The following is a 25735-nucleotide window of genomic DNA, read 5'->3' as shown; positions in this document are numbered from 1 at the left end:
GTCACCCGACGGGGTCTCGCAAGATCGTGCGGAGGGTGTCCTGTGATGTGCTGCGCGTGAAGCCGTCGAGGTGGATCTCGTGGTGCGGCCCGCGTCGACGCAGGCCCTGCTGCCGGGCGAACTCGCCGAGCAGCTCGAGCGTGGTGAGCTCTTCGGCGAACGGGCCGTGGTGCATGACCTGGACGACGTCCTGTTCGGGCATGGAGAGCACGGCCACCTCGTCGGACGGCGTGTCCGCGGTACTTGCTGCGCGGGCCCGGGCGTCCTCGATGTTCGTCTGGGTGGTGCCTGCGGGAACCTGGCAGAGGACCCGGTAGAGCAGGGACGGAACCGGGTTCACGCTGTAGAAGTCAGCAATCTCGACGGGCGTGGAACCTTCCGGGTACCAGTACTGGATCTCCACGACCGGCGCAGACCGGGTTCGGGTCAGTTCGTCGGCGATGTCTGCCACCAGAGCCTTCTTGCGGTAGAACTCGTCGGTCCCGGGTGCCCCGTCACCCAGCACGGCGACATGGGTCACCGGAGGCGTTCGCACGTACTCGGGGTCGTCGGCGGCGTGCAGGTGCTCGGTGGACCGCGTGGTGGGCATGGGTGCTCCTTCTTGTCTGCTGAGAGAGGTCGGTTGCGCTCGGACTCGCTGGGGTGGGTGCAGTCGAGGCGCGGGTGCCGTCGTTCGAGCACCCCACGCGCCATCGCCTACTGCGCGGTGCCGCGTGCGGCTTCCTTGATCACGTCCGCCACCTCTCGGGGGTGATCGACCATGGACAGGTGCCCGGCCTGGACCTCGGTGACGGTCGCTCCGGCGCGCTTGGCCATCCGCAACTGCAGGTCGAGCGGGATGCTCCCGTCGACCCGTCCAGCGACGTACCAGGAGGGGAGCTGCTCCCAGGCCTGGCCCGGGGCCGCCGGCGCGCCCACCGCTGCGAACGTGATGGGGCGCTGCTTGGCGTAGAACTCCGTCTGGAGCTCTTCGGAGAGGCCTGTCGCGAACGCCGGCTCGAACGGCCCGCGCTGGATGTACAGGTCGACGTCGCCCTCAGGGGCCCCGGGGTAGGGCACCATGTCGAACAGCTGAGCGGGGTCGACGGGTCCGACGCTGTTGAGCAGGTCGAGCAGGCTCTCGCCCTCCGCTGGCACGAACGCGTTGACGTACACCAGGGCGCGCACGTCGGTCGCGGCGAGGCCCGCGGCGCCGATGACGGCACCGCCGTAGGAGTGGCCCACGAGGACGACGGGCCCGTTCGTATGCGTCCGGAGGAACGTGGCGAGGTAGGCCGCGTCGCCTGCGAGCGAGCGGAGCGGATTGGCGAACGCGAGGACTTCGTAGCCCTCCTGGGACAGGAGGCGCTGGACTTCCGCGAAGGAGCTCGCGTCGGTCCACGCGCCGTGGACGATGACCACGGTGGGCGTGGGGGCCGGATCGGTCATGGCTGGGTGCACCTTCCAGGGAGCGAGCGAGAGGGGCCATCGGAGACGATCTCCGCTCCCGAGACTCCTGGCGTCGCGCTCGCCGGTGAAGGGCGCGACACCCTAGGAGCAATGCACCCTGGCTGGCGTCTCCACCCGCGGGCAGGCTCGGACCCATGACGCCAGCCACCGGGGATGCAGTCCCGCCGGGCCCGACGACCGCCTCGGTCACCCGGTGGGTCGAGGACTACGTGAAGGCATGGAGGAGCAGCGCCCGCGCCGACATCGAGTCCCTCTTCACCGACGACGCCGAGTACCACGAATCGCCCTACGACACCGACTGGATCGGTCGGGAGGCGATTATCGAGGGTTGGCGCAGCCGGTGGGACTGGCAGAGTGGCGGATGGGAGTTCGAGTGGTCCATCGCCGCGATCGACGGGTGGGACGTCGTCATCACCGGGATCGGGCGGTACGCGAAGCTCGGCGACTTCGACAACCGCTGGACCGTGACCTTCGAGGAATCCGGCCGGTGCAGCCGGTTCGTCATGGTGAACACCGAACGGAGCTGACCATGTCTGGAGCGCACACCGGGGCGAGAGACAACGAGCTCGGGGACTTCCTCCGAGCCCAGCGCGCCCGGATCACACCCGAGGCGGCCGGGCTGCGCAGCGTCGGCAGCCGACGCGTGACCGGCCTGCGGCGCGAAGAAGTCGCCGTGCTGGCCGGCGTGAGCTCCGACTATTACGCCCGCCTCGAGCAAGGGCGCGAGCGCGCCCCGTCCCCACAGCTCATGGAGGCGGTCGCCCGCGCCCTGCAACTGGGCGCCGACGCTCGTGAGCATGCCTTCCGGCTGGCGCGGCTCGCCCCGACGACCCGAGCCACCGAAGAGCAGCTGAGCCCACACCTGCGGCAGCTGCTGAACTCGTTCTCGAAGGCCGCGGCCTACGTCGTGAACCCCGCCTTCCGCGTGATCGCGGCCAACGAGATCGCGGCCGGGCTGATCGCTCCGGCCCACCACGACGGCAAGGTGCTGGAGTACCTGTTCCTCGATCCGACCGCGCCGACGTACTTCGTGCACTGGGACGACGTCGCTCACGCATCGGTCAGCGGCATACGCCTCTCCGCGGGCTTCTCGCCGCCGCACCCCGAGGTTGCCGCCCTGGTGCGCCGCCTCTACGTCCGCAGCCCAGCGTTCGCCGCCATGTGGGACGCCCATGAGGTCGCCGGTCTCACGACCGTGCACATGCACATCCGACACCCCGCCGTCGGTGACCTCGAGCTGTCCTACCAGACGTTCGACGTACGCGAGTCGCCGGGACTGCAGTTGACCGTGGCCAGCGCAGCGCCGGGCAGTCCCAGTGAGGACGCTCTGGCCCTTCTCGGTGCGATGGAAGCGACCGAGCGCGTGGGCAACGGATTTCCGATAGTCGGACCCTCTTCCCACGTCACAGGCACCCAGGAGTCGACGTGAGCCAGCCCGGACAGGTCGATCTCGAGCCCGCACGCCATCGGGCGATGGAGGTTCGGGCCCTCTACGAGGCCATCGAACGACGACTGAACGGCCAGGTGTGGACGCTCCAGGAGCTCATGCTGGGCTTCAGCTACGACGTCGGCACAGTGGGTCGACTGATCCTGGCCCATGAGGGGACCTGGGACATCGACGGCGACGTCGATGCGCAGCTGGCACACAAGCTGTCCGAGTCGTTGTGGTGGGTGATCGTCATCGCCGACCGCCTCGGCATCGACATCTCCGAGGCATTTGCGGACACCATGAACAAGATCGAACTCGGACTCGTGCCCTCGGCTGACCAACCCGCGCCTCAGTCGTGACCTTCGGCCCGTCCAGCGCTCGTCAGCTCAGTTGACCGACGGGCCCTGGTGGGTGTCGGCGTAGTTCACGCCGGCGGTCGAGACGTCGTAGAGCTGTCCGGGGCCCGCCTCCGGCTCGGGGACGTCGACGACGTCGAGGACCTCGGGACCGCCGAAACGGTTGATCTGCACAGCACGCTTCCCGCCAGGTGAGGTGCCCGGCGCAAAAGTCCCGCGCGTCAGGGCACCCTCCGGCGCCCCGATCTCCCCTAGCGTCCATCGGCCATGGAGGTCGACGGAGAGTCGGGGATGGGTGGGCAGCGGTCGGTGCGGGCTCTCGCCCGAGGGGTTGCAGCGGCGCTGCTCGGCGGACTGCTGGGGGCTGTACTCACCCGGGCGCTGATGCGCGTCATCGTGGTCGTCGCCGAAGGAACCCCGACGTTCACCTGGAGCGGCCTGGCGTTCATCGCGCTCTTCTACGTCGCCTTCCTCACGCCGGGTGCGGTCGCGCTCGCGTGGAGCCGGGCTCGCTGGCCGATGTTCGTCTTCGGCGCCGGCGCGGTCGCCATCCCCGTGCAGGCCACCGGCATCGCGCAGACGGACCTCGAGGCGGTCGGACCGTTGAGCGCTGGCCAGTGGGTCGCGCTCTCGGCGCTCTTCGTCGCGATGGCCGCGGTCTACGCGCTGCAGGCGGCGATCGTGTACCGGGTGGCACGGTCGGCAAGGCGTGGTCGGCCGGCTGAATCAGCGGTCCCCGTGGGAGCGGGCGGTCGGCAGCCGGGCGGCTGAGGCGGCCCGCCCGGTCGCGTCGCGTGAGCGCCTCAGACCTCGACCGGCGGCGCCGCAGATGCCGCGGATCTCGAGCTGCCAAGGCTTCCTTCGCACGAACCGGAGAACAACACCGAGAACTGACTGAACTGCCGGATCCGCGTCCACTGGGACGTGTTGTCACAGGGTGGGCTGGTCCGGACCTCCTCGGGGCCGAGGTCCTGTTGCGTGGTGCCGAAGCCGAAGCCGAAAGAGGAAGATCGCCGAGCCAGCTCAGGAGCGTTCGCGGACCGGACCCGCAGGTCAGGTCAATCGCACGCCGGTGGTGGGTGACGGGGGTCGTTCACACCGGCGGTCGAGACGCCGTAGAGCTGCTGGCCAGGACCGGCCTCCGGCCAGGCGAGGGTCCTCGACCTCGAGGACCTCGGGACCGCCGACGCGGGTGATCCGACGGCTCGCGCGCGAGTCAGGCTGGGGGTGCTCGGAGCGGTCGGGGGTGCGTCTGTGCTCACACCTCGATGGCGTTGCCGCAGATGCCGCAGACCTCGAACTGCCGCCGCCTCCACCGGGCGACCGGCACGAAGAACACGGAGAGCTGCCGGAACTGCCGCATCCGCGTCCACTGCGAGGTGTTGCCGCAGCGCGGGCACGGGCGGACGTCACCCGGACCGAGGTCCTGCTGCTTGGTGCCGAACCCGAAGAGGAAGAACACGCGCCCAGCGTAGGCAGGCCTCACCGCCGAGGCCTCCGGCAGCGCCAGGCCCAGGACAGCTCGAGCTCGGCCTCAGCCCACGCGCCGGGCGCCGTCTCCTGGCTCGCCGGCCCGATCGGGACGGGCGGCGGCGCTTCCTGCCTGCGTCGCAGCGCGAGGCGTCACCTCGAGCCGGCGCAGGCTGCTCCATGCGACGAGGGCGGCCAGGCACGAGCCGGCCAGCGCCAGGCTGTGCGAGGCGAGGTACACGTTGTAGTCCAGCACCGGGTCCGGGGCCACGGGGACCTCGCCCAGGACCAGGACGAGGCCTCCGGTCACCAGGGAGAGCGCGGTGACGGCCGTGAATGCCGCACCGATCGTCCGGTCCACGAGCCGTCGGTGCCGGGGCGCCCGTCGCAGCGACCCGGTTCGCGCCAGCCAGGCGAGGACGAGGCACGTGACGGCGAGCGCGACCAGGTCGGCGCCGACGGTGTCGCTGAGGCGGTGCCACTTCGCGGTGACCGTCTGGGCGCCGATCGCCACGGCGAAGGCGGCTCCGACGGCCACGGCGACCCCGCGCCAGCGGTGCGGCACCACGATGAGCAGCGCGAACAGCAGGGACATGGCGATCGTCGTGTGCCCGCTGGGGAAGCTGTTGTGGGTGTACTCGCCGGTGACCGGGACGAGGTCCGGGCGGGGGAGGACGACCCGCTTCAGCGTCTGCGTGACCGCGGTCGATCCCGCCAGGATCACCCCCACGCCGACGGCCACCCGCAGCCCGCCGCGGTACCAGGCGGCCAGCACGAGGACCGCGCAGAGCACGGCGAACGAGGACAGGGTGATCCACGACAGCTCGTCCGACGCGGCGAGACGGGCCGCCTCCGACGCCTGGTCGGCACCCCGCAGCGCGCCGTTCTCGATGCGCTGCCCGGTCACGGTCCACACGGCCGTCCAGTACGTGGCCGCGAACAGGACGGCGGCAACCGCAGCGATCACCCACCATCGGCGAGGAGACGGGTTCGTGCCGCCCGACGGACGTGCGGTCCCGTCGTCCGATGCCCCGGCCGTCACGGACACGTGTCCTCCTGCGGGAGGCCGTCGAGCCGATCCGCCGTCCACTGCTCCAGATCGGCGTTGAGCGGTGAGTCCGCCTCGAGGATGCCCATGTGCGACCTTCCTTCGTACCGCGTGTAGAGCAGCGGCCGGCCGGCCGCGCAGAGCCGGGCCACGTAGTCGTCCTGCAGGCGCGCGGCGATCACCTCGTCGGTCGTGCCCTGTGCCACGAACAGCGGGGCGGGCCACGGCCCCAGGGGGATGTTCTCCCGCAGTCGCCGGCCCACCGCTCCGGTGGCCGGGTCGGCCACGAGGATCGGGGTGTCCCTGGAGACGGCGACGCCGGTGAGGATGGTGAGGATGGTGCCGGGCTCACTGGTGCACCGGGCCGCGGCTTCCTCCACCAGTGTCCGCGCCGCCGGGTGGACGTCGTCGAGGGAGATGTCCGGGTAGGTCCGGGCGTAGGCGGCCAGCACGAAAGAGATCCCCAGGCTGGCTCCCAGCGCACCGGGGTGCGACGTGACGAGCTCGGCCATGCCCAGCGGGTCGCTCGCCGCGGACAGCGCCGCGGTCCCGACGACCTCGACGTCGGGCGCGTACGTCGGCGCGAGCTGACCGGCCCACAGCGCGGCGTGCCCGCCCTGGGAGTGACCCCAGATGACGGTCTCCGGGGCGAGGTCCAGGTCGGGGAGCTGATGCGCAGCACGGACGGCGTCGAGGACCGACCGCCCCTCGCCCTGCCCGACCAGGTAGGGGAAGGTCCCCTCGGTGCCTTGGCCGATGTAGTCCGTGGCGACCATGCCCCACCCGTTGCGGGCCAGGGCGTCCATGGCCGGCATCCCCTCGGTGGAGATGGCGTCGCGCCCCAGGCTGGGTGCGCACGCCCGTGCGACCCCGACGGTTCCGTGCGCCCAGGCGATCAGCGGCGTGGGACGGCCGGTCGGCTCGGCCGGTACGGCGATCACGGCGCTGGCCAGGCCGGGGACGCCGTCGTCCGCCGTCGTCGTGTAGAGGATGCGCTGGGCCGTCAGCCCCTCCGGCAGATCACCCTCGTACCGCTCGGCGCGCAGCAGCTGACCGGGGTCGTCGGGGACGACGTCCGGCGCGTCGTAGAACCCGTCGAGCACCGGTATCCCACGGCGGAACTGCTCGCTGACGACCAGCGTCGCGCCCGCCACGAGCAGCACGACGCCCGCGGCCGCCCAGCGCACGGCGCGTGGCCTGCCGTGCAGAGCTGTCGGGGTCGTGGTGTCCGACGAGCCGCGCCGTGCGGCGATTCCCCGCCAGACCAGCGACAGACCGAACCCCGCGGTACGGACCCCGAAGAGGAGCGCGACGACCAGCAGGGTGGCGTCCGGCCACGCGAACGCGACCACGCCGAACGCGATCTCCGAGAGCCCGAACGCGGCCCCCAGCACCCGGTCGGCGGTCATCCCACGGCGCAGGTCGAGGAGCCGGACGGCACCGGAGGCGATCAGCAGCGCGGCCACGGACGGGCCGAGCAGCTCCAGGCTGCGACCCAGCCAGGCGAGTACGGCCACCCCCGCGAGGACCCAGCCGATCCCGGCGACGAGTGCGAGCCTCCCGCTGCCGTCGCGGCGCGCGATCAGGTCGCCCAGCCCCGCCAGGATGCAGCTGACGCCGGTGTAGACGCCCAGGACGGTGAGCGAGCTCAGTGGTCGGACGGCGAGGACCACGCCCAGCGCCGTCGTGACTGCCCCGACGACCACCAGCACCCACCACGGCGCTCGGGCCAGGAGTCCCGGCAGCGCCCGGATCCGCCGGCTCAGCCGGCGGTAGGGCGTGCGGGTCGGCATGCCCAGGACCGTACTTACCTGCTCAGGACGGTGCTGACCGCCCGGCGGCCCGCACGCTCGCCGGAGGTGATTGGCTCAGCAGGTGGACGCCACGGCCGGAATCGTCGGGCAGGTCCTCGGCGCCCTCATCGGTGCCCTCGTCGTGACCGGAGCGCTGGTGTGGTCGCTCAGGCGGGATCCACGCTCGCTCCGCAACGGCTTCCTCGCGGTCCTCGCGGCGCACACCCTGCTCGGTCTCCTCGCTATCTCGATCTCGCGGTCCCGCGTGCTGGAGACGCTGGCCGACGCCGTCGCCCTGGTGGTGTGGGGCGTGATCGGGCTCGGCCTCCTGCTGCTGCCCCTTCTCCTGGTCGTCGACGGGATCCTCATGGTGCGCCGGGAGAGCCGCTCCCTGGGGAACGCGCTGTCCCTGCTGACCGGACTGGCGTCGATCGTCCTGCCAGTCGTCCTGCTGGAGCTGGTCCGGCACGAGAACCCGGTGACCGGCACCGTCGCCGTCGGGCTGCTCGCGGCACTGGTCTGCATCGGCCTGCTCTTCCTGGTCTTCGTCACGCAGACCGCGCTCTACGCATGGCTGGCCCGGCGCGCTCCGGCCCGGGCCGTGATCGTGCTCGGAGCCGGCCTGGCCGGGGGAGAGGTCCCGCCGTTGCTCGCCGCGCGACTGCGCCGGGCCGTCGCCGCGGTCGAGGAGCGCGCGGAGCGGGCCGGCACGATCCCCATCGTCGCCAGCGGCGGCCAGGGCGCCGACGAGCCGTACCCCGAGGGGGAGGCGATGGCGGTGTGGCTGCGACGGACCGGGGTCGCGGCGAGCGACGTCCTGGTCGAGGACCGGTCACGGACGACGGAGGAGAACCTGCGCTACAGCGCGCAGCTGCTGCGCCGGCGCGGCATACCGGAGCCCTACCTGGTGGTCACCAACGACTACCACGCCCCCCGTGCGGCGATGCTGGCGCGGACGCTCGGCATCGACGCCCAGGCGATCGGCTGCCGCACCGCCCTCTACTACTGGCCCAGCGCCTACCTGCGCGAGTTCGTGGCGGTGATGGCCGGCCAACGCTTCCTGCTGGCGCTCTCCGGCCTGGTCGTCGCGGGCCTGATGGTCGCCACCTGGCTGTCCCTGAGCGCCGCGTGACGGAGCCGGCCCGCGCTCCGGCGTCGGGGGAGCTGTCGGTCACGGACGGCTGCCGATAGGACTCCGCTTTCCGCGGTACGCCACAATCTATGGCGGAGAGGCTCGGCTGCGACGTGCTTCTGGACGAAGGGGAGCGCGACATGCCCACAGCTCTGCTGCTGGAGAACATCGACCCGGTGGCCGTCGAGCTCCTGTCCTCGGCCGGCTTCGAGGTCGAGTCGGTGCACGGTGCGCTGGACGAGGACGACCTGACCGCAGCGCTGGACGGCGTCGACCTGCTGGGCATCCGGTCGAAGACGCAGGTGACCGCGGACGTGCTGGCGCGCCGGCCAGGCCTGGCGGCGGTGGGTGCCTTCTGCATCGGCACCAACCAGATCGACCTCGCCGCGGCGGCCGGCGCCGGTGTCGCCGTCTTCAACGCGCCGTACTCCAACACCCGCAGCGTCGTGGAGCTGGCGATCGCCGAGATCATCAGTCTGGCCCGTCGGTTGATCGACCGGGACCGCGCGCTGCACGCAGGGGTCTGGGACAAGTCGGCGACCGGCAGCCACGAGATCCGGGGGCGGACTCTCGGCATCGTCGGCTACGGGAACATCGGCAGCCAGCTGTCGGTGCTCGCCGAGTCCCTGGGCATGCGGGTGCTGTTCTACGACCTCGAGGACAAGCTCGCCCTGGGCAACGCGCAGCCCTGCGGCAGCCTCGAGGAACTGCTGGAACGAGCGGAGACGGTGACCCTGCACGTCGACGGCCGCGCCGGCAACGCCGGGATGTTCGGCGCCGAGCAGTTCGCCAGGATGCGCCGGCGCAGCCTCTTCCTGAACCTGTCCCGAGGGTTCGTCGTCGACCACGAGGCGCTCCGCGAGCACGTGCTCAGCGGCCACATCGCCGGTGCCGCCGTCGACGTCTTCCCCGACGAGCCGAAGAGTCAGGGTGACGAGTTCAGCTCCGTGCTGCGGGGCCTGCCGAACGTCATCCTCACCCCGCACGTCGGCGGGTCGACCCAGGAGGCGCAGTACGACATCGGCCGGTTCGTCGCCGGCAAGCTGGCCGACTTCACCCGCACCGGGACGACCACGCTGAGCGTCAACCTGCCGGCGGTGGCCCTGCACGGCTCCTCGGCGGCCCGGTTCGCGCTGCTGCACCGCAACGTGCCCGGCGTCCTCGCCAACGTCGACGCCCTCGTGGGCGAGCACGGCCTGAACGTCGACGGTCAGGTGCTCGCCACCCGCGGGCAGCTCGGCTACGTCGTGACCGACGTGAACGCCGCACTGCCGCCCGCCCTGCTGGCCGCATTGAGGGCGCTGCCGGAGACGGTGCGGCTCGTGGAGTTCCCCCCGCGGACGTGAGGTGACGCGGCGAACGCCACGGCCGGTGGCGCACGGCCGCTGACAGCGCGGGGATCGCGCCCGCCGACAGGGGCAGTCCGCGCCGGGTGCGCCCGGATGTCGTGGGTGTATGCGAAATCGGAGACGCCGGTGCAACCACCGGTCCCGTGCACTGGCATCGGTCCACCAGTTCCCGATGCCGCACCGGCTCTGCCGAGCGGGGAGGAGTCCTCCCATGCCTACCACCCGCCACCCGTCCGGGAGCCGCGTGATCCTGCGCCCCGACGACCACGACGGGTCGAGCGCCTCGAGTCCGGGCGTGCTGGTGCTGGCCGTCGTCGCTGTGCTGCTCGCGGTCGGTGGCATCACGCTCGGTCCGGTGGAGTTCGTCGCCGACGGCCGCCGGACCGTGATGGCCCTGGTGATGGCCGCGGCGGAGCCCCTGGCCGAGCCGTTCCCCGGCACGGTGCACCGGGCCCAGGTCGAGGCCGTGGCGAACGCGCTGCTCTTCGTGCCCGTGGGTGCGCTGGCCGCCCTCGTCCTCCGGCGCTCCGGCACCGTGCTGCCGGTGGCCTCCGGCGTCACGGTCTCGGTCCTGATCGAGCTGGCGCAGCTCGCGCTCCCCGGGCGGGTCTCCGACCCCGTCGACGTCGTCGCCAACACCGCCGGGGCGGTGGTCGGGGTCGCGCTGACCTCCGTGGTCCGTGCTGCCTCGCACCGGGCCCGGCGAGACGGCGCGCGCCGTCCACGACGGGGGCTCTACCCCGCGCTGGTCGCCGTCCCCGGCCTCATCGTCGTCGCGGTCGGGTGCTCGTCCGCCGGTTCCTCCGCCCTCGCCGGTACGTCGGCTCCGGGCGCACCGGCCGGGGGAGCGGTGACCGTCGAGGACGGCTACGTCGCCGACGGCGAGGAGCTCTCGGCGTTCGCCGACGTCCCGGCCATCACCGGACTCGACGACGCGCTGCGCACCGCCGTCCAGGACGCGGCGCGCGACGCGACGGCCGACCGGATCGATTTCCACGTGTCCAGCGGGTGGCGCAGCGCTGCCTACCAGCAGGCGCTCTTCGCCGCCGCGGTGGAGCGGTACGGCAGTGTCGAGGCGGCGCGGGAGTGGGTCCTCCGTCCCGACGAGTCCGCCCACGTCACGGGCGACGCTGTCGACGTCGGACCCACGGACGCGATGAGCTGGCTGGCCCAGCACGGGGCGGACTACGGCCTCTGCCAGACGTACGGCAACGAGATGTGGCACTTCGAGCTGGCCGTCGAGCGTGGCGGCGAGTGCCCCGCGCCGGGCACCGCACCGAGCGCCGGCTGACGGCGTGACCTCCGCCCGCGAACCGGCCAGCGTGATCGCGGCCCGGCAGCTCGCCGCCGAGGCCCGGCGGCGTCGCGAACTGCCTGCCCGCCCGGTCCGGCCTCCCGTCAGGCCGCGGACCCGTGCGCAGCCGGCCGACGCCGAGAGCCCGACGCTCCCCAGCGAGAATGGATGTGCGCCGTCCGGGTGATGCTCCGGTGATTCGCGCTTGACCTTGACGCAGGGTCAGGGCTCCACGCTGTCGCCGTGACCACGACACCAGCCATCCAGATCGCCGGGCTCACCAAGTCCTACGGCGACCACGCGGTCCTCAGGGGCGTCGACCTGAGCGTCCCCTCCGGCACCATCTTCGCCCTGCTCGGCTCCAACGGCGCCGGCAAGACCACGGCGGTGAAGATCCTGTCCACGCTGCTCAAGGCCGACGGCGGGACCGCAGCCGTCAACGGGTACGACGTCGCCGGCCGACCGGCGGAGGTCCGCGCCTCGATCAGCCTCACCGGACAGTTCGCCGCCGTCGACGAGATCCTGACCGGGAGGGAGAACCTCGTACTCGTCGCCGAACTGCGGCGCATCGAGGATGCGGGTCGGGTCGCGGACGACCTGCTCGCCCGGTTCGGGCTGACCGAAGCCGCCGGACGCAGGGTGGCGACCTACTCCGGTGGGATGCGCCGTCGCCTCGACATCGCGATGAGCCTGATCGGCGACCCGCCGGTGCTCTTCCTCGACGAGCCGACGACGGGCCTGGATCCGCAGTCGCGGATCGAGGTCTGGGAGACGGTCCGGACGCTCGCCGGCCAGGGCACCACGGTGCTGCTCACCACGCAGTACCTCGACGAGGCCGAGCAGCTGGCCGACCGGATCGCGATCCTCCACGAGGGACGGATCATCGCCGACGGCACCCTCGCCGAGCTCAAGCAGCTGCTCCCGCCGACCACGGTCGAGTACGTCGAGAAGCAGCCGACGCTCGAGGACATCTTCCTGGCAATCATCGGCTACGACGGCCGCGAAAAGTAAGGACCCGACGATGACCACCGACGCCTTCCACGACACCACCGTCCTGCTCAAGCGGTCCCTGCGGCACATCCTGCGCAGTCCGGACACGATCATCACCACGGCCGTCACGCCGATCGTCATGCTCCTGCTGTTCGTCTACGTCTTCGGAGGCGCGATCGACGTCGGCGGCGGCGAGTACGTCACCTACCTGCTGCCGGGCATCCTGCTCATCACCGTCGCCTCGGGCATCGCCTACACCGCGTTCCGGCTCTTCACCGACGTCTCGGGTGGCCTCTTCGAACGGTTCCAGTCGATGCCGATCGCCCGGTCGTCCGTGCTGTGGGCCCACGTGCTGACCTCGATCGTGGCCAACCTGATCTCGCTGGTGCTCGTCGTCCTGGTCGCCCTGGCGATGGGGTTCCGTTCCGGGGCCGGCGTGCTCGCCTGGCTCGCCGTCCTCGGCATCCTGGTGCTGTTCACCCTCGCGCTGACCTGGCTGGCGGTCATCCCCGGGCTGACCGCCAGCTCGATCGACGGGGTGAGCGGGTTCTCCTACCCGCTCATCTTCCTGCCGTTCATCAGCTCGGCCTTCGTGCCCACCGACGGCATGCCGGGGCCGGTGCGCTGGTTCGCCGACAACCAGCCCGTCACCTCGATCGTGAACACCATCCGCGGCCTCTACGGCGAGCAGGCGATCGGCAACGACGGCTGGATCGCCGTCGCCTGGTGCGTCGGTCTGCTCGTCGTCGCCTACGCGCTGGCGATGAGCACCTACCGCCGGAAGATCGCCTGAGCCCGACCGACGGACGGAAGAGGAGCGATGATCATGAGGGACGTCCTGACCGGGACCGTCGGCGGCAGAAGGGAGTGGAGCGCGATGGAGGTGCGGACGAGGGTGCTGCTGCCTCGCGACCACCTGGCCGTCCGCGACGCCGCGCGGAGGCTGGCAGGTCGGTCCCCGTGCTGACCATCAGCCAGCTCGCCTCGTACGCCGGGGTGACGGTCCGCGCCGTCCGGCACTACCACTCGCGGGGACTGCTCCCCGAGCCGGAACGTGACCGCTCCGGCTACCGGCGGTACGACGCGGCTGCGGTCGTGGAACTGATCAAGATCCGCACCCTTGCCGATGCCGGCGTCCCACTGTCGCGGGTGCACGAGCTGGTGGCGGCGGACGCCGAGGAGTTCGCGGAGGCGGTCCGGGATGTGGACCGCCGCCTGCGCGCCGAGATCCGGGCACGGCAGCGTTCCCGGGAACGCATCGCCCAGCTCGCCGCGGGCGACAGCCTGGCATTGCCGCCAGAGGCGGTCGCCTACCTCGACCGCATGCGGGAGCTCGGGTTCCGGCAGGAACTGATCGACATCGAGCGCGACAGCTGGATCCTCATCGCGGCGCAGATCCCCGACCAGGTGTCGGCCTTCATGGCGATCAAGCACGCCCAGATCGAGCACGAGACGCTGCGCCGGCTGTACCTCGATCTCGGGGACCTCGTGGACTGCACGCCCGACGACCCGCGGCTGCCTTCGCTCGCGGACCGGGTGACCGCCTTCATCGAGGCGGCCGAGGCCCAGTCCGCGGGGATGGAGGAGGGCGAGCCGATCAGCAAGGAGCTGATCGCCCTGCTCGATGCGGCATTCGTCGACTCCTTTCCCTGCGCGCCGCGCCTGCTGCGGCTCCTCGAGGAGCGCGGCTGGACCGGCTGGACCGACATCAAGCGTGCGGACCATGCAGGGATGGGGCGGTCGAGCTGACCGTGGCCGCCCGCGCGCGGGCGGCTCGTCGTCAGGCGACGTCGGTGCGGGCGCCGGCCAGGTAGGAGCGCACGGCCGGCTCGGGAACCCGGAAGGACCGGCCGACGCGGACGGCGGACAGCTCCCCGCCGTGCACCAGGCGGTACACCGTCATCTTCGAGACCCGCATGATCGCCGCCACCTCGGTCACGGTCAGGAACGAGACCGCGCGCGGAGCCGGTCGCTGCAGCACCGGTGCGGACCCGGTCGGATGCCCCGACCCCGGGCGGACGACCATGGGGCGCGCTCCCATCGGCTGCTGGACCATCGGACGCAGGCCGGGCACCGCGGACCGGTCGACGGGACGCTGGCCGTAGGCGGCCGGCCGGACGAGAGCGGGGGCGGCGGAGCGCTGGGGAAGGGACACGTGGTACTCCTCGGTTCGGTCCTCGGGTCGCGGAGCCGGCTCATCGCCGGCAACGTTGCGCGCCCGTTCTGCTACCCACGGTAAGCGGCCGGAGGCGGGTCCGCGAGGGGGAGCGAAGACGAGACGGACTGGTCCGGTTCGTCAGATGTTGACCGTGCGCCTGGCGGGTTCTGGTGGGGCGGGAGGTTCGCCAGGGTTAGCCGCGGCGCGGGGTGGCATGGATGCGTCGGAGGACGGCGGTCGGAGACCGACGCCGCGGAGCGAGGCGCGGAAGAACGGATGGAGCAGCGATGAGCGCTGACGGCAGTGTCCTGATCACCGGGGCGGGAGGCGTCATCGGAGCGCACGCGGCCGCGGAGTACGCGAAGCGGCCGGGTTGGCGCGTCCGGGGGGTGAGCCGCCGCCGGCCGCGGAACACCAGCTGGTACCACCTGCCGGTCGACCTCGGCGATCCGGACGCCGCCCGGGCCGGCCTGAGCGAGCTCGGCGACGTGACGCACCTCGTCTTCGCCGCTTACACCGAACGGGCCACGGCGCGGGAGGCGTCCGACGCGAACGTCGCCCTGCTTCGCCACACCCTCGACGGACTCGCGGGTGCCGGCGCGCCCCTCGAGCACGTCACGCTCTACCAGGGCGGCAAGGCCTACGGGGCGCACATGGGCTTCTTCAACACCCCGGCCAAGGAGACCGACCCGCGGATCATCCAGCCGAACTTCTACTACGACCAGGAGGACCTGCTGCGCGAGGTCGCGGCCGCGCGCGGATTCCGGCTGACGGTCTTCCGCCCCGAGGGCGTCATCGGGTACGCGGTCGGCAACCCCATGAACCTGCTCATGGTCATCGCCGTCTACGCCGCGATCGCCAAGGCACTCGGCCAACCGCTCCGGTTCCCCGGGAGCCTGGCGGCCTATGACGCGCTCTACCAGGTCACCGACGCCGAACTGCTGGCCCGGGCCACCGTGTGGGCCGGCGGCGAGCCGCGAGCGGACGGCGAGATCTTCAACGTCACCAACGGCGACCAGGTGCGCTGGCGGCACCTGTTCCCGGCCTTCGCCCGGCACTTCGGGATGGAGTACGCCGAGCCGCAGCCGGTTCCGCTGGCCGAGGCGATGGCTGGTCGGCGGGACGTGTGGGAGCGGCTGGTCGGCCGGCACGGGCTGGTGGACACGCCCTACGGCGACCTGGTGCGCTGGGAGTTCGGGGAGTTCATCTTCACGTCCGGCTTCGACAACGTCAGCTCCACGATCAAGCTGCGCCGAGCCGGCTTCGCCGACTGCTTCGACACCGAGGACCGCTTCCTGGAGCTGTTCGACCGCCTGTCGGCCGAGCGGATCATCCCGCCGCTGGGGTGACCAGGGTCCGAGCCGTGGGGGAGGGTGACGGACCGGTCGTGCGGGTCCCTACTTCCAGCGTTCGACGAACTCCCTCGCGGCGGCGTTGACGACGGCGGGGTGCGAGGCGCTGAGGAAGTGCCGGCCGCCGTCGACGACCCGGAGTTCGGCGGCGGGACTGTTGACGAAGAGCTGGATCTCCTCCTCCGCGTTGGCGACCGAGTAGACCGGGTCGGACGTGCCGTGCAGCCACAGGACCGGGCACCGGACGCCGTCCAGGCGGTCGTGCAGGCCGTCGCGGGCGCTCAGGTTGATCGTGGCGATCCGCAGGCGTTCCCGGCCCGCGTCCCCGGCGTAGTTCCGCTGGTGCGTGTCGTGCCAGAAGCTGCGCTCCTCCGGCGACACGTCCTCGCCGAGACCCTCTGCCAGGACGGCGTCGACGAGATCGGTGGGGATCACCCAGTCGTCCCCGACGTTCTCGGAGAGTGCCCCGATGGCCGGTGCGCAGAACCCGACGCCGTCCCAGCAGCCCAGGTCGCGGCTGCGCGGACTCTCGAAGTCCATCGACGTGCCGAGCGGGATGATGCCCTTGACGGTGCCGGGCGCGAGCATCGCCATGCGGGCAGCGATCCAGCCGCCCTGCGAGGTGCCGAGGACGAACGCCTCGGGGATGTCGAGCGCTCCCAGTACCTGCAGGTCGGCGATCGCCGAGTCCCAGTAGGTGAACTGCTCGTAGGAGGCGCGGGTGGCGCCGTGGCCGTAGGGCTCGATGGCCAGCAGGTTGGCGGCGGCGGAGAGGTCCGGGTCGGCGAACTGGTGTCGGTACAGATCCGCGGACGTGGTGAACGAGTTGACCAGGACGAGCGTCGGGAGGGTGGCGTCGTACGGCCTGCCGAAGGCGTAGCCGATCGTCGAGGTGCCGAGGTGCGGCACCTCGATCGTCTCTGTGGTCGTCATGGTCTCCCCGTTGCTCGGGACGGGCGCGCCCCGGGACCGGGAGCCCCCTCAGCGTGGGGGCGTCGCCCGCCCCGGTCAACGGCCGGGGCGACGGTCGCTCACCGGGAGGTCGTGCGCGCCATCTGCTCCTCCCGGAGGCGTGCGTGCATCTCCCAGGGAGCCTGTGGCAGGACGGCGCCGGTCTCGAGCAGCGACTTGAGGTTGGCCAGGACGGCGGGCCAGCCGGCGGACAGCGCGGCCAGGTCGGCCTCGGTGGGGATGTCCTCGTGCCGGACCGTCAACCGGACGATGTCCTCGTGCGGCTCGATGGTGAAGGTGACCCGGGACGGGGTGCCGTTCCGCTGCTCGTCGGAGCCGGGGAACGTCATCACCAGCCGCTCGGGCCGGCGGACCTCGAGCACGGTGCCGGCGACGTCGGCGATCCCGGACCCGTCCGTGCGCACGTGCTCCCAGGTGGAGCCCTCCTGCCAGTCGGACTCGTTGCGGTGGCCCCAGTAACGAGCAGTCAGGTCGGCATCGGTGAGCGCCGTCCACACCTGCTCCGCGCTGGCCTTGATGTAGGTGACGTAGACGTAGGTGGGTGGGGTTGTCATCGCGTTCTCCTCTGCGGAATGCCGGATCGCGCCGAGCGCGCGCAACCGGGGGGTCTCGAACGTGGAGATCCACCGTTCCTGCACCTCGTGCAGGGGGACGGGGTTGAGGTAGTGCAGCTTCTGCCGGCCGTGCCAGACCGTGCTCACCAGGTTCGCCGCCTCGAGGACGGCGAGGTGCTGGGACGCCGACTGGCGGGCCATCGACAGCGCGTTGCACAGCTCGCCGAGCGTCTGGCCATTGCGTTCGTGCAGGCGGTCCAGCAGGTGACGTCTGGTCGGATCGGCCAGTGCCTTGAACACCGGGGTGAGGTCGTCAGGCACACGACCATCATGCAGGCAAATGCCTGCATGAACAAGCCTCGGTGCCGAAGTCCGTCAGGAGGTGTTCTCAAGGAGTCGGGTGGGCAGGTCGATCTGTAGGGCGGGGCCGGATCGGTGGTCGAGGAAGGCGGTGACAGGCATGGCGGGGACACGACGCCGTCGTCGGGCGGGCAGATTGGCCGTTATCGGGACCGCAGCAGCCCTCGCCGTCACCGTCGTCGGCCCGGCGGGAGTCGCCTCCGCGGCGCCCGGCGGTCCGTCGGACGGTCAGCTCGCCGCCGCCACGCAGGCGGCGGAGGACACCGCCGCACAGGTGGGGCGGTTCCTGGAGCAGATGGGCGCCGCGCAGGCGGCCATGGACGACGCGAACGCCCGCGCGACGCGAGCATCCGAGCAGGTGGCCGTCCAGCAGCAGGCTCTCGACAGCGCACAGGCCGGTGCGCAGGCCGCCGACGCCGCCGCGGAGCAGGCGCAGGCAGACCTCGCCGCCGCCCGGCAGACCGTCGCGTCCTTCGCCCGCACGAGCTACATGAGCGGCTCGACGTCACCTCTGCTGGAAGCGCTGCTCACCTCGGGCGGTCCCGCGCAGGCGATGGAGCGGGCCGCCCTCCTCGACGCGGCGAGGGACCACCGGTCCGCCGTCCTCAGCGACGTGTCGGCGGCGCAGGGACGCGCTGCCGAGGCGCGGGCCGCAGCGCAGGAGGCGGTGACCGCCGCCGAGGGTGCTCGGCAGGAGGCGGCCGCGGCGCTGGCGTCCGCCGAGACCGCCCGCGCCGGAGCAGCGCAGCTCGTGACGGACCTGCGCACCACGCAGACGGCGATGCAGGCGCAGCTCGACCGGGTGCGTGCCGACCTGGTGCAGCTGGAGGAGCAGCGGCGGGCCGCCGAGCAGGTTGCGGCGCCGGTCGCGCCGCCGGCGCCCCGTCCGTCCACGGGCGCCCCCGTCCCCGCCCCCGTCCCCGTCCCCGTCCCCGTCGCCGGGCACGACTGGGACGCCGTCGCCCGGTGTGAGTCGGGGGGCAACTGGAGCAGCAACACCGGCAACGGCTATTACGGCGGGCTGCAGTTCAGCCCGTCCACCTGGTCCGGCTTCGGCGGCGGCGACTACGCGCCGCGCGCCGACCTCGCCACGAAGCAGCAGCAGATCGCCGTCGCGGAGAAGGTCCTGGCCGTCCAGGGTCCCGGTGCCTGGCCGACCTGCGGCCGCAGCCTCTGACCCCAGCCTCTGACCGCAGTCTCTGACCGCGGGCCCACGGCGCCGTGCTCAGGCCAGGACGGTGCCCGGCATCGTGCCGCGGCGGCTGCGGGCCAGCTCGTCGTCCCGCGGCGGCCCCCGCCACTCGACCATGAGCAGGGACGCGTCGTCGGTGGTCCGACCGCCGCGCCCCTGGAGCAGCTCGCGCGACAGCAGCCGCACCGTCTCGGCGACCGGGAGCTCGTGCACTGCGTTGTCCTCGATGAACTCGCGCAGCCGGAGCTCGCCGAACTGCTCGCCGTCGGCGAGGCGCTCCTCGACGACGCCGTCGGTGAAGAAGAGCAGCCGGTCCCCCGGCTGCAGCTGCAGGGAGTGGACGACGGGGTCGCCCTCGCCGAGTCCCACCGGTCGCGCGACGGGGCCGCCCAGCTCGTCGACGACCCGGCCGTCGCGGACGAGAAGCGCCGCGGGATGCCCGGCGTTGATCCAGGTGAGCCGGCCGGTGGGGGTGTCCAGCCGGCCGATGAGCGCCGTCGCGAACCGTCCGGGATAGGACGTGCTCATGACGTGGTCCATCTCGGCGTAGATCTCCGGCAGCTCGCTGCGGTTCAGCCGGCCGTGCCGGTAGGCGGCGATGAGCAGGGTGGCCATGGTGGCCGCCTCGACCCCGTGGCCCATCGCGTCGAACACCGCGACGTGGAGGGTCTGCTCGTCGAGGGAGTAGTCGAAGCTGTCCCCGCCGACGTCGTAGGCCGGCTCCAGGGCCCCGGCGAGCGCGACGTCGGGCGTGGTCATCACCAGCGGCGGCAGCATCTGCCACTGCAGGTGGGCCGACAGGCTCATCGGGGCCGTCATCCGCGTGCGGGCGAAGGTGTCGGTGTAGCCGGACTTGGTGATCACGAGGTCGGCGGTCAGGCCCGCGATCCGCTGCGCCAGCCGCCGGTCGTTGTCGTCGACCTCGGGAAGGGTGAACGCCAGCACCCCGACGCGGTCGGACCCGTCGAGCATGGGGAGGAACAGGCGGACCGACCCGTCGGAACAGGGCTCCTCCTGGCGCGTGTCCGTCCGGAAGGCGGCTCCGGCAGGGCTGGAGTCGATCGGCTCCGTCTCGCCGACGAGACCCGGCCCCTGGAGGGGCTGGAGGACGGCGTGGTCGAAGTCCTGCAGGTAGATCGAGACGTCGCGTCCACCCATCTCCGCGATCTCCTGGGCGACGAGCGGGCCGACCAGCCGGGGCGGCATGAGGTGGGCCCGGTCGAGGAGGGATCCGAGCAGGCGCTCGCCGAGGCTTTCCTCGCGGGACCGCCCGTCGCTGTCGGCGAACCCGAGCCCGGCGAGCCCGCCGTCGGAGTCGTCCGGTGCATACGTCGTCGACCGCGCGTCGTCCTGCGTCATTCCTCGCCCACTGTCGTGTGGCCGCGAGGTCCGCGACACCGGCAACTCTCCAGTGGTCGACGACGGAACACAAGGCTCACGCCGTCACCCGGCGCCGGGTGCGTGTGATCTGCCACTCCCGCCCCTCCTGACCCACGTCCGGTCGCCGGCAGCCGTACTCGTCGGTAGGGGGTGTGACCTGCGACCACCGACTAGGTTCGGGAGTCGACACAGCCGTCGGCGCAGGGGAGTGAGGCGTAGTGCCCTCAAGTGGCAGATCGGTGCTGGTGACCGGCGGCAACCGCGGGATCGGACTGGCGATCGCCCGCTCCTTCGCCGAGGCGGGCGATTCCGTGGCGGTGACCCACCGCGGCAGCGGCGCTCCCGACGGTCTGTTCGGCGTGCAGTGCGACGTCACCAGTGCCGAGGACGTCGACCGTGCGTTCTCCGAGGTCGAGGAGCACCAGGGCCCGGTCGAGGTGCTCGTGAGCAACGCCGGGATCACCCGCGACGGTCTGCTCATGCGGATGAAGGAGGACGACTTCACCGACGTCCTCGACGCCAACCTCACCGCCGCCTACCGCGTGGCCAAGCGCGCCAGCTCCAAGATGGTCCGCGCCCGCTCGGGCCGGATGATCTTCGTGTCCTCCGTCGTCGGCCTGCTGGGCTCGGCCGGGCAGACCAACTACGCGGCGAGCAAGGCCGGGCTCGTGGGGCTGGCCCGCTCGATCGCCCGCGAGCTCGGCAGCCGCAACATCACCGCGAACGTCGTCGCGCCGGGGTTCGTCGAGACCGACATGACCGCGGAGCTGCCGGAGAAGCGTCAGCAGGAGATCCTGGGGCAGGTGCCGCTGGGCCGGTACGCCTCCACGGACGAGATCGCCGGCGTCGTGCGGTTCCTGGCCGGCGACGCGGCTGGCTACATCACCGGGGCCGTCGTCCCGGTCGACGGCGGACTGGGAATGGGGCACTGATGGGCATCCTGGACGGCAAGAAGGTCCTGATCACCGGCGTGCTGACCGAGGCGTCGATCGCCTTCGCGACCGCCCGGCTGGCGCAGGAGCAGGGCGCCACCGTCGTCCTCTCCAACTTCGGCCGCGCCCTGTCGCTCTGCCAGCGGATCGCCAAGCGGCTGCCGCAGGAAGCAGCTGTCGTCGAGCTCGACGTGACGAACACCGAGCACCTGGCCTCGCTGGCCGACCGGCTCCGCGAGCAGGGCTTCGACTCCCTGGAGGGGGTCGTGCACTCCATCGGCTTCGCCCCGCAGGAGGCGATGGGCGACGGCTTCCCCGAGGTCGCCTGGGAGCACGCCGCGACGGCGTTCCAGGTGTCCGCGTGGTCCTACGCCTCGCTGACGCAGGCCTGCCGTCCGCTGCTGACGAACCCGTCCTCGGTCGTCGGGCTCACCTTCGACGCCTCCGTCGCCTGGCCGGTCTACGGCTGGATGGGTGCGGCGAAGGCGGCGCTGGAGTCCACCTCGCGGTACGTGGCTCGGGAACTCGGCTCCGACGGCGTGCGGTCCAACATCGTCGCCGCCGGCCCGCTGCGCAGCATGGCCATGAAATCCATCCCGGGCAGCGCCCAGTTCGAGGAGGCCTGGGAGGGACGCGCCCCGCTCGGCTGGTCGGTCACCGACACCGAGCCCGCGGGCAAGGCGGTCGTCGCGCTGCTCTCGGACTGGTTCCCCGCCACGACCGGCGAGATCGTGCACGTCGACGGAGGCTTCCACGCCGTCGGCGTCTGAGCGCATCCGTTCGGCCCCCTGAGAGAGAAGAACCGCTGTGCCACGCGCAACCGTCGACATCACGCCCGCAGGTCAGCGACCCGACGAGGACCCGTCGCTCGCCGTCCGCAACAACGGTGGCGCCGAGCCCTCCACCGAGCCCGCCCCGCCCGGACGCCGCGAGGCGCTCCTCGTGCTCTCCTTCGGCGGCCCCGAGGGGCACGACGACGTCTTGCCGTTCCTCGAGAACGTCACCCGGGGTCGAGGCATCCCGCGCGAGCGGCTGGAGGAGGTCGCCGAGCACTACCACCACTTCGGCGGCGTCAGCCCGATCAACGACCAGAACAAGGCGCTGATCGCGGCGCTCGAGAAGGAGCTCGCGGCGGCCGGCATCGACCTGCCGGTCTACTGGGGCAACCGCAACTGGGCCCCGTACGTGGAGGACGCCTGGGCGCAGCTCGCCGAGGACGGCATCCAGCACGTGTACGTCTTCCCGACGTCGGCGTACGCCTCGTTCTCCGGCTGCCGGCAGTACCACGAGGACATCGCGAGGGCCCGCGTCTCGCACGGTGGCGGCCCGACCGCGGAGAAGCTCCCGCACTACTTCGACACCCCCGGCTTCGTCCAGGCCAACGCCGACGCACTGGCCGCGGCCCTCGCCTCGCTGCCCGCCGAGGTCCGGGACACCGCCCGTCTCGTCGCGACGGCGCACAGCATCCCCGACACCATGGCCGCCGTCGCCGGGCCGCAGGGGCACGCCTACGAGACGGAGCTGCTGGCCGCTGTCGAGCGCGTCGTCGCCGAGGTCGCGCCGGGCCGGCCGTTCGACCTCGTCTGGCAGAGCCGCAGCGGGCCGCCGTCGGTGCCGTGGCTCGAGCCGGACGTCAACGACCACCTGCGCACCCTGGCGGCCAGCGGCGAGACCGCCGTCGTCCTCTTCCCGGTCGGCTTCATCAGCGACCACCTCGAGGTCATCTGGGACCTGGACAACGAGGCGAAGGAGACCGCCCAGGAGGTCGGGCTGGCCTTCGCTCGCGCGGGGACGGCGGGCACCCACCCGGCGTTCGTCGAGTCGATCCGCCTGCTGCTGGAGGAGCGTCGGGCCGGTGGGCTGCCCCGGCTGGGCACCAACTGCCCGGCGTCCTGCTGCTTCGTACCCCCGCGACGGAGCTGACCAGGCCGGAGCTGACCGCGCCGGCTCAGGGCGCTGTGGCCAACCGCTCGGTGGATCCGGCGTCCAGCGCCGCGCGCACGTGCTCGAGACCGCTCCTGATGAGGTCCGCGTAGTCGCCGCTGGGCAGGTCGGGCGCCTTCGCCTCCGCCGCGGCGAGGTGCTCCCGGGCAGCGGCCGGGTTTCCGAGCCGCCGGTGGACGTCGGCCAGGTTCAGGTGCAGCGAGGGCAGGAAGCCGCGCGCCTGCACCCCGGCGTGCTCCTGACCCGCGCGCCGGTCGGTGAGGTCACCGACGGCTTCCAGCGCCCGTTCGTCCCACGCCAGCTCCTCGCGCGGGTCGTCCTGCAGGTCGGCGAGGAAGTGGGCGAGGGTGACGCGGCACAACGGGTCACCGTCGGGGCCGAGCCGCTCCCACAGGGCGTCCAGCTGTTCGCGCGACTCCGCGCGTCGTCCGTCCCTCCCCACCTGGACTGCGGCGGCGATGTCGGCCATGGTCGGATCAGTGGCGCTCATGGCACCAGGCTGAGGTCTCGACCTGGTCGAGGGTCGAGCGCCACGGCGGCTAGCTGCGCCAGGTGGGGGCCACGTCCTTGTAGTAGCGGCGGCCGAAGGTCTTCGCGAGCACGGTGACGACGGGGGAGGGCACCGTCTTCTTCAGGAAGGCACGGTGCTCGTCGCTCATCCCGTCGGTGAGCCAGGCGAAGAAGCGGCCCGCCACCCCCAACGGCTGGCTGCGCAGCTTCTTCTCCACTGCTTTCCACTCCGGCGACTCCACGTGCGGCGCCAACTGCGGCTCGAGCTCGTTCTCCTCGTGCTGCAGGTGGCGCTCCACCACTTCGCGGGTACGGACGACGCTGGCCTGCGCGGCGGCGGCGTCGGCTGCCGAACCGCTGCGCGCGACGGTGCTCATCGCGGCGGCCGTCTCCGTCAGCGCCTCGGCCATGGCGTGGTGCTCGCTCTCCATGGCGTCCAGCAGACCCTGGTCGACGCCGACGCTGCCCAGCATCGGGAAGATGTAGGTGTCCTCGCCCTCGTGGTGGTGGGTCAGCTCCGTGCGGAGGTTCTCGTACGCCCGGGCGAGGGCCTGGGCGCGGGCGGTGTCCCCGTCCCGCAGCTGCCCGAGGGCGGTCGCCAGGCGGTCCAGGTCGCGGCGCACGGCGCCGTGGATGACGCGGTTCATCGTGAGGTTCGGCGCTGTCATGGCCCACGACGGTAGCGACGAGCGGCCTATCGCGGAACGGCGTTGAACGCGGCCTCCGTCGCCTCGCGCACGGCACGGGCCAGCGGCCGCAGCGCCTCGTCCCGCGCGGCTGCCTGGGCGTGGTTGACGGCGGCACCCGGTGCGTCGGCCATCGCGAGGTCGAGCACCTTGCCCAGCCGCTGCGCGCGGGCCAGCACCGAGAGCGCGAGCGGGTCGTGGTCGTCCGGCAGCCCCGGCGCGGCCGTCGTCCGCGACAGCCCGACGAGCAGCGCCGGCACCTCGGGGTTCCACCGCGCGACGTCGAGACCGGCCAGGGCCCGGGCGGTGTCCCCGACGGCCAGGTCCAGTGCGCCGGAGACGGCCCGCAGATTGCCCTCCGGAGCCGGCGGCGGCGGGGCGACGCCGTCCAGCGGGAACGCCGTCCACTGCACGACCTCCGGGCCCAGGGGCTCCGGTACCAGGACCAGCCGCTCGCCCACGGCCGCCTGGCCGCTCTCCAGAGCGAGCGGGGCCAGACCCGGCACCCGCGGCAGCCCGCGGACGTCACCGGCGACGGGCAGCACGAGCCGGACCCGCCGTTCGCCGAGCCGCCGCAGGTCGGTCAGCGCGCGGCCGAGGGACACGGCCTCCTCGGTCCCGGGCAGGCCGGCGACCCGGTGGGCGGTCTCGCCGAGGATCCCGTCGAGGGCGTCGTCGTAGGACGTGCGGCCGGCGAGCCAGGCGGTCGCCCAGACCGCGAGCCGTCCGGCGGGGAAGTCGCGCACGGAGCGAGGCTACGACTCTGGCCGACGCGTCTGCTCGTCGTCCGCCCGGCCGACCCCGGGTCACCCGCCCGGTCACAGGTCGGCTTCACACGGCGTCACCAGGCCCACGGGAAGCGCCGGTTCTGCGACACTCCGGGCATGGCTGCGTGGTTGCTCTGGCTCATCGCCGCGGGCCTGTTCGCGGCGGGCGAGGTGATCAGTCTCGACCTCGTCCTGCTCATGTTCGCCGGGGGTGCCCTCGGAGGCATGGCCGTCGCGCTGCTCGGTGGCGCCACGGCCGTGCAGCTCATCGCCTTCATCGCCGTCTCCGGCGTCCTGCTGGCGCTGGTCCGGCCGATCGCCACCAAGCACCTCACGAACCGGACACCGCTCCAGCTCGACGGCGTCGACACCCTGATCGGCCGGACCGCGAAGGTCACCCAGGAGATCGACTCCTCGGGCGGCCGCATCCGGATGGGCGCCGACGAGTGGACCGCCCGCAGCCAGCACCAGGGCGAGCGGTTCTCCGTGGGCGAGACCGTCCGCATCCTGCAGGTCGAGGGGGCCACCGCCGTCGTCGGCGACGCCCTGGAATGAACAACCCACCGGGGTGCTGACCTGCGGCCTCCCCACGGGGGAGGATCGGTGGTGACCCCCGAC

Annotated in this window: 29 protein-coding genes; 16 read left to right on the top strand and 13 right to left on the bottom strand. The window is 72.3% G+C overall.

What is annotated here, in order from left to right; translation table 11 throughout:
• Nucleotide 1: 1 nt before the first annotated feature.
• Both CRP30_RS09725 and CRP30_RS09720 read right to left on the bottom strand, forming a co-directional pair.
• Nucleotides 2–589 carry a GyrI-like domain-containing protein gene (locus CRP30_RS09725; RefSeq protein ID WP_097183713.1) on the bottom strand — a complete coding sequence of 196 codons (588 nt, stop codon included), beginning with the start codon at nucleotides 587–589 and terminating at the stop codon, nucleotides 2–4.
• A gap of 107 nt (nucleotides 590–696) precedes the next feature.
• Nucleotides 697–1428, bottom strand: a complete 732-nt coding sequence (locus CRP30_RS09720; RefSeq protein ID WP_097183712.1) for an alpha/beta fold hydrolase — start codon at nucleotides 1426–1428, stop codon at nucleotides 697–699.
• A 155-nt stretch (nucleotides 1429–1583) separates the two neighbouring features.
• On the opposite strand from CRP30_RS09720, the gene CRP30_RS09715 reads away from it, so the two are divergent.
• From CRP30_RS09715 to CRP30_RS09705, 3 genes are read left to right on the top strand one after another with little or no spacing between them, the layout of a single operon-like run.
• Nucleotides 1584–1976, top strand: a complete 393-nt coding sequence (locus tag CRP30_RS09715) for a nuclear transport factor 2 family protein (protein ID WP_097183711.1) — start codon at nucleotides 1584–1586, stop codon at nucleotides 1974–1976.
• Between the two features lie 2 nt (nucleotides 1977–1978).
• Nucleotides 1979–2878, top strand: a complete 900-nt coding sequence (locus CRP30_RS09710) for a helix-turn-helix transcriptional regulator (protein ID WP_097183710.1) — start codon at nucleotides 1979–1981, stop codon at nucleotides 2876–2878.
• A complete protein-coding gene (locus CRP30_RS09705) occupies nucleotides 2875–3237 on the top strand; it encodes a nucleoside triphosphate pyrophosphohydrolase family protein (RefSeq protein ID WP_200814645.1) in 363 nt (120 codons plus the stop codon). The genes CRP30_RS09710 and CRP30_RS09705 overlap by 4 nt, the downstream gene beginning before the upstream one ends.
• 27 nt (nucleotides 3238–3264) lie before the next feature.
• On the opposite strand, the gene CRP30_RS09700 is transcribed toward CRP30_RS09705, so the two are convergent.
• Nucleotides 3265–3408 carry a Zn-dependent oxidoreductase gene (locus CRP30_RS09700; protein ID WP_200814644.1) on the bottom strand — a complete coding sequence of 48 codons (144 nt, stop codon included), beginning with the start codon at nucleotides 3406–3408 and terminating at the stop codon, nucleotides 3265–3267.
• A 93-nt stretch (nucleotides 3409–3501) separates the two neighbouring features.
• On the opposite strand from CRP30_RS09700, the gene CRP30_RS09695 reads away from it, so the two are divergent.
• The gene (locus CRP30_RS09695; RefSeq protein ID WP_143278435.1) at nucleotides 3502–4005 is read left to right on the top strand and encodes a hypothetical protein; all 504 of its coding nucleotides are present in this window, start codon (nucleotides 3502–3504) and stop codon (nucleotides 4003–4005) included.
• 487 nt (nucleotides 4006–4492) lie between these two features.
• Here the strand turns inward: CRP30_RS09695 and CRP30_RS09685 are convergent, their stop codons facing one another.
• From CRP30_RS09685 to CRP30_RS09675, 3 genes are all read right to left on the bottom strand, one after another.
• Nucleotides 4493–4696, bottom strand: a complete 204-nt coding sequence (locus tag CRP30_RS09685; RefSeq protein WP_097183707.1) for a zinc-ribbon domain-containing protein — start codon at nucleotides 4694–4696, stop codon at nucleotides 4493–4495.
• 72 nt (nucleotides 4697–4768) lie between these two features.
• Nucleotides 4769–5671, bottom strand: coding sequence for a phosphatase PAP2 family protein (locus CRP30_RS09680; protein ID WP_200814643.1), 903 nt, complete (start codon nucleotides 5669–5671; stop codon nucleotides 4769–4771).
• Nucleotides 5672–5742: 71 nt separating this feature from the next.
• Nucleotides 5743–7545: a lipase family protein gene (locus CRP30_RS09675; protein ID WP_097183706.1), complete on the bottom strand. Its 1803-nt coding sequence runs from the start codon at nucleotides 7543–7545 to the stop codon at nucleotides 5743–5745.
• An 82-nt stretch (nucleotides 7546–7627) separates the two neighbouring features.
• Between CRP30_RS09675 and CRP30_RS09670 the strand changes: the two genes are divergently transcribed.
• The 6 genes from CRP30_RS09670 (at nucleotide 7628) to CRP30_RS09645 (ending at nucleotide 14059) form a co-directional block, all read left to right on the top strand.
• Nucleotides 7628–8677 (top strand): YdcF family protein, encoded by a 1050-nt coding sequence (locus tag CRP30_RS09670; RefSeq protein ID WP_097183705.1) that lies wholly within the window; start codon nucleotides 7628–7630, stop codon nucleotides 8675–8677.
• 140 nt (nucleotides 8678–8817) lie between these two features.
• On the top strand, nucleotides 8818–10023 hold the full coding sequence (gene serA, locus CRP30_RS09665) for a phosphoglycerate dehydrogenase (RefSeq protein WP_097184106.1): 1206 nt from the start codon (nucleotides 8818–8820) through the stop codon (nucleotides 10021–10023).
• A gap of 214 nt (nucleotides 10024–10237) precedes the next feature.
• On the top strand, nucleotides 10238–11317 hold the full coding sequence (locus CRP30_RS09660) for a VanZ family protein (protein WP_200814642.1): 1080 nt from the start codon (nucleotides 10238–10240) through the stop codon (nucleotides 11315–11317).
• Between the two features lie 246 nt (nucleotides 11318–11563).
• Nucleotides 11564–12331, top strand: a complete 768-nt coding sequence (locus CRP30_RS09655; protein ID WP_097183703.1) for an ABC transporter ATP-binding protein — start codon at nucleotides 11564–11566, stop codon at nucleotides 12329–12331.
• A 10-nt stretch (nucleotides 12332–12341) separates the two neighbouring features.
• The gene (locus CRP30_RS09650; RefSeq protein WP_097183702.1) at nucleotides 12342–13103 is read left to right on the top strand and encodes an ABC transporter permease; all 762 of its coding nucleotides are present in this window, start codon (nucleotides 12342–12344) and stop codon (nucleotides 13101–13103) included.
• A gap of 167 nt (nucleotides 13104–13270) precedes the next feature.
• Nucleotides 13271–14059, top strand: a complete 789-nt coding sequence (locus CRP30_RS09645; RefSeq protein WP_097183701.1) for a MerR family transcriptional regulator — start codon at nucleotides 13271–13273, stop codon at nucleotides 14057–14059.
• 31 nt (nucleotides 14060–14090) lie between these two features.
• Here the strand turns inward: CRP30_RS09645 and CRP30_RS23435 are convergent, their stop codons facing one another.
• Complete coding sequence (locus CRP30_RS23435; protein ID WP_235003294.1) at nucleotides 14091–14465, bottom strand: helix-turn-helix domain-containing protein; 375 nt, start codon at nucleotides 14463–14465, stop codon at nucleotides 14091–14093.
• A gap of 290 nt (nucleotides 14466–14755) precedes the next feature.
• Between CRP30_RS23435 and CRP30_RS09635 the strand changes: the two genes are divergently transcribed.
• Complete coding sequence (locus CRP30_RS09635) at nucleotides 14756–15817, top strand: SDR family oxidoreductase (protein ID WP_097183700.1); 1062 nt, start codon at nucleotides 14756–14758, stop codon at nucleotides 15815–15817.
• A gap of 48 nt (nucleotides 15818–15865) precedes the next feature.
• On the opposite strand, the gene CRP30_RS09630 is transcribed toward CRP30_RS09635, so the two are convergent.
• Together CRP30_RS09630 and CRP30_RS09625 are read right to left on the bottom strand one after the other, a co-directional pair.
• On the bottom strand, nucleotides 15866–16753 hold the full coding sequence (locus CRP30_RS09630; RefSeq protein ID WP_097183699.1) for an alpha/beta fold hydrolase: 888 nt from the start codon (nucleotides 16751–16753) through the stop codon (nucleotides 15866–15868).
• Between the two features lie 98 nt (nucleotides 16754–16851).
• Nucleotides 16852–17667, bottom strand: coding sequence for an ArsR/SmtB family transcription factor (locus CRP30_RS09625; protein ID WP_097183698.1), 816 nt, complete (start codon nucleotides 17665–17667; stop codon nucleotides 16852–16854).
• Nucleotides 17668–17842: 175 nt separating this feature from the next.
• Here CRP30_RS09625 and CRP30_RS23275 point away from each other — a divergent pair, with 175 nt between their 5' ends.
• The gene (locus tag CRP30_RS23275; RefSeq protein ID WP_304528899.1) at nucleotides 17843–18883 is read left to right on the top strand and encodes a transglycosylase family protein; all 1041 of its coding nucleotides are present in this window, start codon (nucleotides 17843–17845) and stop codon (nucleotides 18881–18883) included.
• A 48-nt stretch (nucleotides 18884–18931) separates the two neighbouring features.
• On the opposite strand, the gene CRP30_RS09615 is transcribed toward CRP30_RS23275, so the two are convergent.
• Nucleotides 18932–20257: a PP2C family protein-serine/threonine phosphatase gene (locus CRP30_RS09615; protein ID WP_097183697.1), complete on the bottom strand. Its 1326-nt coding sequence runs from the start codon at nucleotides 20255–20257 to the stop codon at nucleotides 18932–18934.
• A 266-nt stretch (nucleotides 20258–20523) separates the two neighbouring features.
• On the opposite strand from CRP30_RS09615, the gene fabG reads away from it, so the two are divergent.
• From fabG to CRP30_RS09600, 3 genes are read left to right on the top strand one after another with little or no spacing between them, the layout of a single operon-like run.
• Nucleotides 20524–21210 (top strand): 3-oxoacyl-ACP reductase FabG, encoded by a 687-nt coding sequence (gene fabG / locus CRP30_RS09610; RefSeq protein ID WP_439647020.1) that lies wholly within the window; start codon nucleotides 20524–20526, stop codon nucleotides 21208–21210.
• Nucleotides 21210–21980 (top strand): enoyl-ACP reductase FabI, encoded by a 771-nt coding sequence (gene fabI, locus CRP30_RS09605; RefSeq protein WP_097183695.1) that lies wholly within the window; start codon nucleotides 21210–21212, stop codon nucleotides 21978–21980. Before fabG ends, fabI begins: the two co-directional genes overlap by 1 nt.
• A gap of 37 nt (nucleotides 21981–22017) precedes the next feature.
• Nucleotides 22018–23133, top strand: a complete 1116-nt coding sequence (locus CRP30_RS09600; RefSeq protein WP_097183694.1) for a ferrochelatase — start codon at nucleotides 22018–22020, stop codon at nucleotides 23131–23133.
• A gap of 25 nt (nucleotides 23134–23158) precedes the next feature.
• Here CRP30_RS09600 and CRP30_RS09595 read toward each other — a convergent pair whose 3' ends face one another.
• Genes CRP30_RS09595 through CRP30_RS09585 form a run of 3 tightly spaced genes read right to left on the bottom strand, consistent with a single transcriptional unit; the run spans nucleotide 23159 to nucleotide 25096 of the window.
• A complete protein-coding gene (locus tag CRP30_RS09595; protein WP_097183693.1) occupies nucleotides 23159–23644 on the bottom strand; it encodes a hypothetical protein in 486 nt (161 codons plus the stop codon).
• Nucleotides 23645–23693: 49 nt separating this feature from the next.
• Nucleotides 23694–24332, bottom strand: a complete 639-nt coding sequence (locus CRP30_RS09590) for a hemerythrin domain-containing protein (RefSeq protein ID WP_097183692.1) — start codon at nucleotides 24330–24332, stop codon at nucleotides 23694–23696.
• Nucleotides 24333–24358: 26 nt separating this feature from the next.
• A complete protein-coding gene (locus tag CRP30_RS09585; protein ID WP_097183691.1) occupies nucleotides 24359–25096 on the bottom strand; it encodes an Rv1486c family protein in 738 nt (245 codons plus the stop codon).
• Nucleotides 25097–25234: 138 nt separating this feature from the next.
• Between CRP30_RS09585 and CRP30_RS09580 the strand changes: the two genes are divergently transcribed.
• A complete protein-coding gene (locus CRP30_RS09580; protein WP_097183690.1) occupies nucleotides 25235–25672 on the top strand; it encodes an NfeD family protein in 438 nt (145 codons plus the stop codon).
• Nucleotides 25673–25735 lie beyond the last annotated feature (63 nt).

The sequence above is a fragment of the Blastococcus haudaquaticus genome (assembly GCF_900230285.1).
Taxonomy (GTDB): Bacteria; Actinomycetota; Actinomycetes; order Mycobacteriales; family Geodermatophilaceae; genus Blastococcus_B; species Blastococcus_B haudaquaticus.
Note: the sequence above shows the minus strand (reverse complement) of the source record. Positions and strands in the feature narration are given on the sequence as shown.